We start from the raw sequence: 12,256 nt of genomic DNA, 5'->3' as shown, positions 1-12,256 counted from the left end.
CGCGTACGGTCCGGGCACCACCTCGCGCACCAGTGCACACCGCACCCGCCCTCACGCGTCTCCGCCGCCTCGCGGCCCGACCACGGGACACCGCAGCCGCAACGCCGTGCCCTCCGGGCCCGCAACTGCGCTGGTTCGCCGCCGTAGCCGCCTTCGCCGCCGACGTCGCCGGAGCGGTCACCCATGAACTCCTGCTCAGCGCCGATCCGGTCAGCCTCGGCGCGGCGGTGTTCCCCCTCAGCCCGCGGACTCGGCGGCCCCGCTCCGGACGCGCATACCCGCGTCAGTAGCGGCGGGGGCTCGACGGCGGATCTGCGGCATCTCCAATCGTGACGACGACGAATGCGGTGCCGCACGGTCCGGGGGGACACGCCGCCGGACGGCACTCGCAGGCCGTTTTCCTTCACATGATTGGCCGTTTTCGTCGTGCAGCCCGCTTGAAATCGCTGATCACATGTTTTGCGGTGCCGTCATGGGGCTGGCGCAGTCGCGCATCAGGGCGACTAGGCGGCCGCAGTAGCTGCGCTCCGCCCTCAGGTAGTGGCCGGTGCCGGAGCCGAACGACCAGGCGACGGCGTTCATCTCCTCCTCGTCATGGGAGGGGGCTTGGTCGAAGAAGGCGGCCAAGCGGTCGCCGATACGGGGGAACTGTCCGGCGGGGAGGCGGAGGGCGTAGAAGCCGACGCGTTCGATATTGCCGGTGTCGATGCGCAGCGTGACCGAGAACGTGAAGCCGTCGGGGGGCATGAAGGCGGCCATGTCCTGGTACGTCGCCTCGTCCGGCACGGCGCTCTCGGACAGGGTCAGCAGCCCCTCGGCCGCTTTCGGGCTGATGCCCTCGTGGGTGTGGAAGTACAGGTTCGCGGTGCCGTGCTGGTAGTCGACCGCCACGTTGCGCACGAGATCCAGGCCCAGTTCGTGGAAGTCGGCCTCGCGGCGGCGGATCGCGTCCGGGACCTCGGGCGGGGACAGGACCTCCGCCAGCGGCCGCTTGCCCTCCAGGTACACCCACGTCTTCACCAGGCCCGTCGCCGAGTCGAAGTCGCAGAGTTCGCGGGAGCCGTCGTACAGCGCGCTCCACGCGGAGATCAGGCGGGCGGCCGGGCTGGGGAGGGCGAGGAACCCGGCCCGTTCGGCGATGCGCATGGTGTCGACGGGAACGCGTTCGTAGAAGCGGTAGTTCAGCGCGCCGCCGGGCTTGTCCGTGGTGCGCCAGAGGACCGCGCCCCGGTGGAAGCTCTCCTCGAACGCATGCAGGACGCGGTGTGCCATGGGTTGCGAGTACGGGGCGCCCAGCAGGCCCGCGGTGTATTCGAGGTCGCGAAGGAACCGGGAGGAGGAGAATTCGACGGCGGACATGAGCGGGACGCACCCCTGTTCGTTTGCGCGAGACTTCGGAACGGCGGAACGGCGGAACGGCCATTCAGTCGCAAAACGGTCAAGCTGTGCAAGGTGCAATCGCGGGCATACCTCATGTTCAGGGCGCCTCGCGCGCAAAGTCGCCCGGATGGCGGGGTGGCGATCGGGAGGTTATCGGGGGAGCGGATATTGGGATGGTCCGCTTAGGTGATCCGGATTTCGGGACGGCTTCGCGGGCGTGGTCGTGCTCACTGGTGCTTGTCGTGCTTGTCGTGCGTGCTTCTCGTGCTCGGTGTGCTCGGCGATCGCGGGCGTCAGAGGAGGCCGAGGCGGGTCAGGTCGGCGGTGTACTTGGCGATGAGGTCTGCGGTCAGGTGGGGGATCTCACCGGTGTCTCCGGCGACGCGGATGGCCTGTGCGAACTCCCGGGCCGGAATCCGCGAGCCGTCCACGGGCTCGCCCGGCTGTCGGAAAGCGTCCAGCAGGGGCAACACCGAGTGCCCGCGCAGTGGTTCGGGCAGTTTCCGCAGCGCGGTCTCGAAGCGGGTGAGCCACGCGCCGTAAGGGGCGACGCGTTCGATGCGGTGCCCGGCGGCGGCGAGCCAGTCGACGAAGGTGTCCAGCGAGACGCCGTCGTCGTGCGGGTTGACCGCGTTGTACGTCCGGAAGCCGCCGCCGGCGCGGGCCCCGAGGCCGTTGACCGCCCGGGCGACGAAGTCGACTGGTAGGCCGTCGTAGTGGGCACGTCGGCGCGTACCGTCAACATCCGTTCGGTAGAAGGACGTTGGTGCGATGCCGGTGGCGACCAGGCTCAGCATCAGCCGGGTGAACTGGTCGGTGACGTTGAGCTGACCGGCGTGGCAGGGGTGCGCCAGGATCATGTCCGAGCGCAGGACGGTCACGGGAAGTCCGCACAGGTCGTGGGCCTCGCGCAGGATGACCTCCCCGGCCCACTTGGTGGCCGCGTAGCCGTTGGCGTAGGCGTCCGACAGCTCACGTTCGGGGCTCACCTCGCGGATGTCGGCGTGCTCGTCGAGGCGCGACGGGTCGAGGCCCGTGGCGACGCCGATGCTGGAGAGGTAGGTGACGGGCTTGGGCTTTGCGGTGAGCGCCAGCCTGACCACCTCGGCAGTGCCGACCACGTTGGGGCCGAAGAGCTGGCCGTACGGCAGGACGTGGTTGACCTGGGCGGCCGGGTGGACGACCAGGTCGGCGTCTTCGGCCAGTCGTCGCCAGCTGCCCTCGTCGAGTCCGAGCCGCGTCCGGCTGATGTCGCCGGCCACGACGGTGAGGTGCCGGGAGGCCAAGTCCCGGTAGCTGTTGGTAAGTTCCGCGTCGCAGTGGCCGAAGGCGGCGTCCAGGCGGAGCCGGGCGTCGGCGTCGTCCCGGCCTCGGACGATGCAGACGAGGCGGCCCCCGGCGGCGCCGGCGTCCAGGCGCTCCAGCCAGTCGAGGCACAGGAAGCGGCCCAGGTAGCCGTTGGCGCCGGTGAGCAGGATCGTTCCGGGCGTCGGTGGCGGGGTGGTCGGTGTCGTCGGTGTTGTCGGGGGACCGGCCGCCTTGAGGGTGTCCGCGTCGATGAACCGGTCGAGGGTGAGTTCGACGGCTCGCGCGACGCGGGCGCGGGGGCCGTGCACGGTGGCCGCCGAGAGCCGGGCCTCGCCGAAGTCACGTGCCTTCTCGATGTGTTCGGCGACCGCACGGAGCGAGTTCCCGGGGCTGGTGAGTACGTCGACCGGGACCTCGACCCCGAAGACGTCCCGGAGCAGGTTCGAAAGCGACAGTGCGGCCAGCGAGTCGGCGCCCAGATCCGTGAAGCGGGTCGCGGGCGACAGGTCGGCGGCCGGGCGGCCCAGCACGGCGGCCGCGGCGCGGCTGACGGCCGTGAGCAGAGGCTGCCGTGCCCCCGCCTCTCGCAGCGCTCGAAGCTCGTCCTGCCGACCGTCCGCCATCTGGTCGTAGAGGCGTTCGAGGTGCTCTCCGTAGCGCTCCTTCAACCGGGGGTGCAGGTTCTTGCGCAGCTCGGACAGCAGTCCGTTCTCCGTCGTGAACGGCTCGTCCTCGATCAGGAAGTCCCGGGGGATCTCGTACGGTTCAAGCCCCGCGTGCCGGGCGGCCTCGTGCAGCGCCTCGCCGAGTGCCCGCTTCAGCACGCTGCTCGGGAACCGTTCCGCCGCGTGCGCCGAGGGCACGACGACGGCCAGGAGAAAGGCGCGTTCGCTGCTGCCGTAGACGTAGATCTGCCGGACGAGCGGACTGGTCGAGAAGACGCTCTCCAGCCGCGAGAGCGCGACGAACTCCCCCTGGGCGAGCTTCAGGACGTTGTTACGGCGGTCCACGTAAGCGAGTTGGTCGGGGCCGGTCCGGGCCATGATGTCGCCGGTCCGGTAGAAGCCGTTCTCGTCGAGGAGTTGGGCGGTCGCCTCGGGTCGGTTGTGGTAGCCGGGCGTGACGAACTCCGACTTGATCAGCAACTCGCCGCGCGGATACGGGAGATCAGTGCTGAAGTAGCCCAACTCCGGAACATCGGCGAGCTTGTACTCGGTCACCGGAGGCATCTGCACGCGCGAGTCGACCATGACGTTTCCGGCCTCGGTCGACCCGTAGCTGTCGTGCAGGGGCAGGCGCAGGCAGGACTCCACGAACCGCTTCAACTCCGGTGACAAGGGCGCGCTCCCGCACAGCGCCCCGAGCACCCGGCCGCCGAGACGCCGTTCACGCAGGTCTGCGGTGACCACGTCGCGCAGCCCCTGAACCGACTCGAACTCTCCTGCCCGTGTGTCTAGTTCGTTCTGATACTCGTGGAAGAGCATGTCGCAGACGCGCGGCACCAGCATCAGCATGGTCGGGCGGACGAGTTCGGTGTCCGCGAAGAGCGTCGACACGTCGCTCTTCGCGGTGAAGTACGCGGTGCCGCCGCGACCGAGCGTGTGGTAGAGCGCGGTACGTCCCGCCACATGGCTCTGCGGCATGTACTGGACGGTGATCCACGGCAGTCCGCCGTCCGCCTCGACGCTCCCGGTCCACAGCCGTTTGAGCATCTTCTCCGTGTAGATCGCACCCTTCGGCGTGCCGGTGCTGCCGGACGTGTGGACCAGCAGCCTCGGCGTGCTCTCGTGGCCTTCCGCGTCGGTGCGCTGGTGCGGCGGGACGGGCGGGAGCGTACGGCCTCTCGCGATGACCGCGGTGAGGGTGTCGATCGCGGTGAGTCCGGCGGCGGCGAGGCGTGCCCGGGCGGCCTCGAATCGCTCGCGTTCGCCGTCGGCTTCCGGACGGAGGTCGAACACCACGAGCCTTGGATTCGACGCACTCGACAGCACCAATTCGACTGCCTGGTCGATGACTTCGGCGGAGGCTGCGAGGATGCGCGGCGCGGTGTCGTCGACGACGGGCAGCAGCCGCGCGGCGGGCGCGCCCGACGGCAGCGGTACGGACACCGCCCCCGACCGCAGGCATGCCAGGTCGAGCACCGTGTAGTCGGCGCTGGTGAAGCCGTACATCGCGACGAAGTCCCCGTCGCCGACCGGGTGTCCGGGGTCCCGCGCCCATTCGGCGGAGACCGCCCCCGCCTGCTCCCACATTTCGGCGTACGTGATCGTCTCGAAGCGCGGCAGCAACTCCAGCGTCGTACGCCCCGACGCCGGATCGGCGACCGCGCGCGTCGCGCGACGACCGAGGGCAGGGCGTTCGGCGTAGGCCTGCATCAGGAGTTGGACGCTCGCCGCCAGGCTGCCCGCCGAATCCCGGAAGGCGGCGGTGGCCGACTCCAGGGGCACCGCGTTCCGCAGTTGGGCGTCCTCGGACACGACCTCGGACGGCTTCCGGAACGCGGTCGCGTCGGACTGCGCAGAGCGCGAGGGCGAGGACAAGTCCACCGACCTTCCGAGAGACGAGGCGCCGGGCGCGGTGACCGGGCAGGCCGACAAGACCGGGTCGGTGTGCGATCCGGTCCGCGAGGGTTCAGCCGGAAGCCTGCCACCGACCGGTCGGTCGGCGCATCGCCGTGCGCCCAAGACCACCCGACCTGGCGAATCGGCGCCCGCGGTGGTCGGGGTCGCGCCTGCCTGGAAGGACGCCCGCCGGTGGTCCCGCCCGCGGCTCGGGGCTCTTGACTCGGTCAGGGGATTCGACAACCATCAACCTAAGGAAATTCCTTACGAGAGCAGGCTTCCGTGACCCTCAGCATCCGTCCCCTGCCCCAGGCCCTCGGCGCGGTCGTCACCGGCCTGCCCGAGAAGTTCGACGGCGTCCTCGCCGAGCAACTGCACGAGGCGTGGATGGAGCACCTCGTGCTCTTCTTTCCGCAGGCCGGGCTCGACGACGAACGCCTTGTCGAACTCGGCTCGCTGTTCGGCGACTTGGCGGCCACCACGCCGGGCAAGGCCAACGACGCACGCGACATGACCACCATGGGCGCGGGTGGCGAGATCCTGGAGTTGGACTCCGATGTCGACCGCGGTGCGAACGTCTGGCACACCGATCTGACCTTCGCCGAGACCCCCTCGATCGGTGCGCTGCTGTCGATGCGGGTCTGTCCCGAACGCGGCGGCGACACGATGTGGCTCAATCAGTACCGCGCGTACGAGACCCTCGCCGAACCGGTGCGCGCCCTGGTCGACACGTTGCAGGCCACGCACGGCCGCGCGCCCTATACGGGGACCACCGTCCACCCGGCGGTCATCACCCACCCGGTCACCGGACGCCGCACGCTGTTCGTCAACCGCGGCTGGACGGCCGGGTTCCAGGGGCTGTCGTCCATCGAGAGCAACGCCATCCTTCGCATGCTGTGCGAGCACGCCGAACGCCCGGAGAACACCGTCCGCTGGAACTGGCAGGCCGGTGACGCGGCCCTGTGGGACAACCGCTGCACCCAGCACTACGCGATCAACGACTACGGCGACGCCAAGCGCGTGCTGCACCGCGTCGCCATCTATCCGCCCGCCGCGGCCTGACCACGCCATCCGACACCGCGTCCCCGCCCCGGCACGTTTGGCGGCGGCTTCGGTCGGATTAACTGTCTCCATGCCCCGCACCCCACGCCCCGAGCAGGCCTCCGGTCCGCGCGCCGACACGGCGGTCACCCGCGAGGCCCTGCTTCGCGCGGGCGCCCGGCTCATCTCCCGGCACGGCCTCGGCGTCCCGGTGTCGCGCATCCAGCAGGAGGCAGACCAGCGCAACAAGTCGGCCGTGCAATACCACTTCGGCTCGGTGCCCGGGCTCGCCGCCGCCGTCCTGCGCTCCCATCGGACGGACGTCGACGGCCGCCGCGCGCAGGCCCTGGACGCCCTCGGGCCAGCTCCGGCGGACGCCGACCTCCGCACCCTGGTCGGCCTGCTGCTGCGTCCGGCAGCCGAGGAGTTGCGTACCGCGTCCGGGCGCGACTACCTGCGCCTGCTGCCGCAGGTCGCCCACCTCGCCCAGATCCGCTCCGGTCACCCGGACGCCCCGCCCGCACAGGTCCGCGCGCTCACCCTTCTCCGCAACCACCTCGAAGGCGCGGGGGTACGGGACGCGGACGAGCGCCTTGCCCTCGTCGTCCAGATGCAGACCGCCGCCCTCGCCGACCGGGCCCGCCGCATCGACGAAGACGAACCGGACGACGGTCGTGAGATCGAGCCGGGCCACGAGCGGTTCGTGGACCTCGTGACGGACATGCTGACCGCGGCCCTCACGGCGTCTTTCGACGGGAACTGATCTCCGCACCCCGGGCAGGCCCCCTCCGACGCGCCGCGCCCGCAGTCGGGTGGGACGCCGGCGTCACTCTTCGCCGATGCCCAGTAGTTTCAGGAACGCGGTGGCGGCCGGGGAGCGGCTCTCGCGGCTCCAGATCAGGTACTCGGCTCGCGCCGGGGCGTCCGTCACCTCGATTGCGGTCATGCCGGTGAGGCCTGCGACGTACGCGGGCGGAAGCAGCGCCACGCCCATGCCGGCGACGACCAGGCGGACGAGGTAGTCCGCGTTCGTCACCTCGAAGGCCACCTCGCGCGTGAGCCCCGCGGCGGCGAAGGCCAGGTCCGACTGGGCGCGCCCGGCGGTCTTTGCGGGGAGGTCCACGAAGACCTCCGTGGACAACCGGCGCAGGTCGACGGAACTCTCCCGGGCCAGGGGGTGGTTCGGGGACACGACGGCGACCAGTCGTTCCCGGCTCAGTTCGTGCGCCGTCACGCCGCGAGGACGGGCCGTCACGGGGATGCCGAGGAAGGCCACCTCGGTCTCGCCGGCCCTGACCTGCTCGACGAGTTCGTCGCTCGCGCCCACGGTCAGGCTGATCCGGGCGTGCGGGTGGCGCTCGTGGAACTCCTTGAGGAGCGCGGGCACATCGACGGCGGCGACGGTGGGGATCAGCCCGACCGCGAGGCGCCCGCGTACCTCGCCGACGGCCGCGGCGACCTCGGCGGCCGCGCGCTCCGCCGCGTGGAGGCACTGGCGGGCCGCGGGGAGGAACGCCGCGCCTGCCGCGGTCAACCGGACGCGGCGACTGGTGCGTTCGAACAGCTTCGCTCCCAATTCCTTCTCCAACCGGGCGATTTGGTGGCTCAGTGCGGACTGCACGACCAGGCATCGCTGGGCGGCCCGGGTGAAGCTGTTCGTCTCGGCCACGGCGATCACGTACCGCATCTGCTGGAGCTCCATCGATCAATCGTGATACGCGATCAATCAGATGACAAGCATGTGTTGGACTCATTGATGGCCACGGACCGAGACTGGTCGTGAGCACAAGCGGCGGGAACGTCGTCCGGAACGGTGTCCGGGACGAACTCTCCTGGCAGGGCCCACGATCGGGGCCTTGTCGGATGCAGCCGCGCTGTCGTCGCCTTCCTTCGACCCCGACCACGTCGCCTGGGCGTGCCGCGCCGTGGCATGCCGGCGTGCGCCCCTCCACACACCCATCACCCCCCAGCCCGTGTGCCCGACAGGACGGGTCCGACAGGAGACGGCCCGACAGGACGGGCCCGACAGGAGACGGCCCGACAGGACGGGCCCGACAGGAGACGGCCCGACAGGACGGGCCCGACAGGCCAGGACAGGAGAGGACGAGTGACCGACATGACCACGATGCCTCCGCGTACCTCGACGACCGCCGCCGACGCGACCGCGGTGCAGGGCGGCGGGAACGTCCTGACGGCCGCCCTGACCGGCCTGGCTCCGGCGGTCTGGGGCAGCACGTACCTGGTCGCGACCGAACTGCTGCCGCCGGATCGGCCGCTGCTGGCGACGACCGTTCGGGCGCTGCCCGGCGGCCTGTTCCTGCTGGTGCTCGGTCGGCGGCTGCCGGCCGGGGTCTGGTGGTGGCGCGCGCTGGTGCTGGGCGTCCTGAACATCGGCGCCTTCAACTTCCTGCTGTTCGTCGCCGCGTACCGGCTCCCGGGCGGCATAGCCGCGGTGATCATGTCGGCGCAGCCCATGTTCGTCCTGGTGCTCGCCGCGCTCTTCCTCGGCGAACGGGTCAGAGCCGTCCACGTGTTGGCCTGCGCGATGGGCACCGGGGGCGTGGTCCTGCTCGTGGTCAAGGGCACGGTGTCCGCCGATCCCGTCGGCGTCCTGGCCGCGGCGGGCGGGGCCGTGTGCATGGCCTCCGGCATCACCCTCACCAAGCGGTGGGGACGTCCCGACGGCGTCGGCGTGCTCACCTTCACCGGGTGGCAACTCAGCGCCGGCGGACTGGTTTTGCTGCCGTTCTGGCTGACGCTTGAGGACCTTCCCGACGGGATCGGCGGAGCCGACGCGGCCGGGTTCGCGTACCTGGTCGTCTTCGGCGCGGTCCTGAGTTACGTCGTCTGGTTCCGCGGCATCGAGCGCCTGCCGGCCGTGGGGGTGTCCTTCCTTGCGCTGGGCAGCCCGGTCGTCGCGACGCTGCTGGGCTACCTCGTGAAGGACCAGACGCTGTCGGTCCTCCAACTCGTCGGCATGGCAGTGATCTTCGGCGCGGTCCTTCTGGGCCGGCCGCTTCCGCCCAAGAAGCCGGTGACAGACGCCGGTGCGTCTCCGCCTCGCACCGCGGCGCCGCATCTCCCGCACACCACGTACGACTTGCCGACCCCTGGCTCCCCATACGTCCCCGACCGGTCGAACCCGGAGAACTGACATGACTGTTCAGGAAGAGACCCACGCACCCGTCGAACCCGAATCGCAACTGACGCCCACCAGAGGATGGTTGGGCGTGGCCGCGATCACCGCCAGCCTGTTCGTCTTCCTCACCACCGAGCTGATGCCGATCGGCCTGCTCACCCCGCTCAGCGACAGCCTCGGCGTCTCGGTGGGCACGGCAGGGCTCATGGTCACCGCGCAGGGCGTCGCGGCCGGGCTCGGGGTGCCGTTCATCGTCGCCTGGACCCGCCGCGTCAACCGGCGGCGACTGCTGACCACCCTGCTGGCCGTCCTGGCGGTGGGCAACCTGGTGACCTCGATAGCCCCGAACTACCCGCTGATCCTCGGCACTCGGCTGCTGATGGGCTTCGTGAGCGGCGTCTTCTGGGCGATCGGCGTCAGCATGGCAATACGCATCGTCCCGGAGCGGCACGCCAACCGGGCCGCGGCCGTGGTGATGTCCGGCATCTCGATCGCCACCGTCGTCGGCATCCCGCTGGGCACGCTGCTCGAAGGGGCCACGGACTGGCGTACGACCTTCCTGATCTGGGCCGGGCTCAGTGCCCTCGCGCTCCTCGCCGTCGCCCTCACGATCCCGTCGCTGCCGTCCTCGAACGCGGTCTCCGTGCGCGAGGTCTTCGGACTGCCCGCCACCAACGTGCCGTTGCGCGTGGTCCTGGTGATGGTGGTGTTCTTCGTCCTCGGCCACTTCGGTGCGTACACCTTCGTACGCCCCTACCTGGAGGACACCGCGGACGCAGGCGTCGGCTTCGTCACCGTGGCACTCATCGTCTTCGGGGTCGGCGGCGCGATCGGTAACTTCGTCGGCGGCCAAACTGTCGGCCGGAGTCTGCGCGGCAGCTTCGTCCTCGGCGGTCTGCTCCTGGTGGCGGCACTGGTGATGCTGTTGGCACTGGGCACGAGCGACGTCGGCGTCATCGTGGCGATGGCCTTGTGGGGCATCGCCTTTGGCGTCGTCCAGCTCAGCCAGATCAACATGACGCTCGCGGCCGCGCCGCAGACGTTCGAGGCCGCGATGTCCCTCAACACCATGGCGTACAACACCTGCATCGCCTTGGGCGCGCTCGCCGGCGGCCTGTTCGCCGACCATGTGGGTGTCACCAGCGTCGTGTGGTTCGGCATCGTGCTGGTCGCCGCGTCCGTACTCCTGCGCGCCGCCACCGGACGCCGCACGGTGTCGGCGGGCTGACCGATCCTCCCGGGGTCAGCGCCGGGGGCCCGCGCCGTGCAGCAGAGTGTCGATGATGCGCGCGGCGAGGGTGTCCGGGTCGTCGTTGTCCGGGTTGCTGCGCAGGGATTCGCCGAGCAGCGCGTAGTAGACGCGGCGCACCCATTCGAGGTCGGCGCCCTCGTCGATGAGCTTGTCGTCCTGGGCCCGCTTCAGCAGGACGATGCAGCGCCGGGCGATGTCCTCGTGGAGCCGGGCGGCGTCGCTCCCGGCGTCGCCCGGCAGTTCCAGCGCGAACGTCCAAGCACCTTTGACCTGAAGGACGTTCGCGGTGATGCGGTGCATCGCGACCAGCGGGGGCGCGGTGTCCGGCCTGCCGTCGTCCACCGCGTCGGCGAGTTGGCGGGCCGCCGAGAGTGCCAGCGCTTCGATGAGTGCCTGCCGATTGGCGAACCGCCGGTGGATCGTGGTGCGGGCGACCCCGGCGGCGGCGGCGATCTGCTCCATGGACGCGCCGGGGTCGACGGCGAGGACGCGTTCGGCGGCCTCCAGGATCGTGCGGACGCTGCGCTCCGCGTCCGCCCGCAACGACCGTGCCGCGGTCTCACTCACTACGCCTCCCAGGCCGACCGTCTGTTCGGGATAAGCGTACACCTGCGATGCTGTCGTCATAATAACTGCGACATATCTGTTGCGGTTCGTGAAATTACTGCTACCTTCTCATCTCAGTTGATCGGTAACCCGCACCACGGGAAGCACCGGCAGCATCCGCATGACCGACAGAGGAGGCCCCCATGCCCAGCACCGCCCTCATCACCGGAGCGTCGTCCGGACTCGGCGCGGAGTTCGCCGCCCAACTCGCCGCCCAAGGGCACGACGTGGTCCTGGTCGCGCGCTCCGCCGACCGGCTCGCCGCGCTCGCCGAGCACCTGACCGCCGAGCACGGCGTCCGGGCGCATGTGCTGGTCCACGACCTCGCCGAGCCGGATGCGGGGCGCCGCATCGCCGAGGAGCTGGCGGACCGCGGGCTGAGCGTCGACGTCCTGGTCAACAACGCGGGATTCGGGACCTGCGGGCGCTTCGAGGAGATACCGGGGAAGCGCGACCACGAGCTGCTGATGGTCAACGTCGTCGCGCTCGTCGACCTCACCCACGAACTGCTGCCCGGCATGCTGGAACGGGGGCGCGGCTCAGTGGTCAACGTCGCGTCCAACGCCGGGTTCCAGCCCTCCCCGTATTTCGCGGTCTACGGCGCGGCCAAGGCGTTCGTCCTCAACTTCGGGCTTGCGCTGCGCCAGGAGTGCCGTGGTCGCGGCATCCGGGTGCTCACCGTGTGCCCGGGGCCGGTCGAGACCGCGTTCTTCGACACCATCGGCACGCGCAAGGCGGCCGTCACCGGCTCCTTCACCACCCCTGAGCCGGTCGTACGCGCGACGCTGCGCGCCCTCGAACGCGACCGCGGCTATGTCGTCCCCGGTTTCGGCAACGCCCTGGGAGCACACCTGACCCCCCGTCGCCCGCGAACTCTCGTGGCAGCCATGGCGGAACGCGTCACCCGCAAGGTCCTGACGCCGGAGCGCGCCGCGTGACGTCATCGGCTTTCGGCTGCGACCGGTAGAG

Annotated in this window: 9 protein-coding genes; 5 read left to right on the top strand and 4 right to left on the bottom strand. The window is 70.5% G+C overall.

The annotated features are described in order from the left end of the window. Positions 1-450: 450 nt before the first annotated feature. Positions 451-1,359, bottom strand: coding sequence for an aromatic prenyltransferase (locus ACRX5S_RS06880; protein ID WP_436771873.1), 909 nt, complete (start codon positions 1,357-1,359; stop codon positions 451-453). 314 nt (positions 1,360-1,673) lie between these two features. Continuing rightward, positions 1,674-5,234, bottom strand: a complete 3,561-nt coding sequence (gene car, locus ACRX5S_RS06875; RefSeq protein ID WP_436771872.1) for a carboxylic acid reductase — start codon at positions 5,232-5,234, stop codon at positions 1,674-1,676. A 297-nt stretch (positions 5,235-5,531) separates the two neighbouring features. Between car and ACRX5S_RS06870 the strand changes: the two genes are divergently transcribed. Further along, complete coding sequence (locus ACRX5S_RS06870) at positions 5,532-6,311, top strand: TauD/TfdA dioxygenase family protein (protein ID WP_436771871.1); 780 nt, start codon at positions 5,532-5,534, stop codon at positions 6,309-6,311. 70 nt (positions 6,312-6,381) lie between these two features. After that, the gene (locus ACRX5S_RS06865; protein WP_436771870.1) at positions 6,382-7,053 is read left to right on the top strand and encodes a TetR/AcrR family transcriptional regulator; all 672 of its coding nucleotides are present in this window, start codon (positions 6,382-6,384) and stop codon (positions 7,051-7,053) included. A gap of 63 nt (positions 7,054-7,116) precedes the next feature. Here the strand turns inward: ACRX5S_RS06865 and ACRX5S_RS06860 are convergent, their stop codons facing one another. After that, on the bottom strand, positions 7,117-7,992 hold the full coding sequence (locus ACRX5S_RS06860) for a LysR family transcriptional regulator (RefSeq protein ID WP_436771869.1): 876 nt from the start codon (positions 7,990-7,992) through the stop codon (positions 7,117-7,119). Between the two features lie 423 nt (positions 7,993-8,415). Here ACRX5S_RS06860 and ACRX5S_RS06855 point away from each other — a divergent pair, with 423 nt between their 5' ends. Together ACRX5S_RS06855 and ACRX5S_RS06850 are read left to right on the top strand one after the other, a co-directional pair. Next, positions 8,416-9,444: an EamA family transporter gene (locus ACRX5S_RS06855; RefSeq protein WP_436772228.1), complete on the top strand. Its 1,029-nt coding sequence runs from the start codon at positions 8,416-8,418 to the stop codon at positions 9,442-9,444. 1 nt (position 9,445) lies between these two features. Further along, entirely contained in the window at positions 9,446-10,657 is a 1,212-nt protein-coding gene (locus ACRX5S_RS06850; protein ID WP_436771868.1) for an MFS transporter, read from the top strand. A gap of 15 nt (positions 10,658-10,672) precedes the next feature. On the opposite strand, the gene ACRX5S_RS06845 is transcribed toward ACRX5S_RS06850, so the two are convergent. Continuing rightward, positions 10,673-11,248, bottom strand: coding sequence for a TetR/AcrR family transcriptional regulator (locus ACRX5S_RS06845; protein ID WP_436771867.1), 576 nt, complete (start codon positions 11,246-11,248; stop codon positions 10,673-10,675). A gap of 182 nt (positions 11,249-11,430) precedes the next feature. Here ACRX5S_RS06845 and ACRX5S_RS06840 point away from each other — a divergent pair, with 182 nt between their 5' ends. After that, positions 11,431-12,225, top strand: coding sequence for an SDR family NAD(P)-dependent oxidoreductase (locus tag ACRX5S_RS06840; RefSeq protein ID WP_436771866.1), 795 nt, complete (start codon positions 11,431-11,433; stop codon positions 12,223-12,225). The last annotated feature ends 31 nt before the right edge of the window (positions 12,226-12,256 follow it).

It is taken from the genome of Yinghuangia sp. YIM S09857, from assembly GCF_051388915.1.
Taxonomy (GTDB): domain Bacteria; phylum Actinomycetota; class Actinomycetes; order Streptomycetales; family Streptomycetaceae; genus Yinghuangia.
Note: the sequence above shows the minus strand (reverse complement) of the source record. Positions and strands in the feature narration are given on the sequence as shown.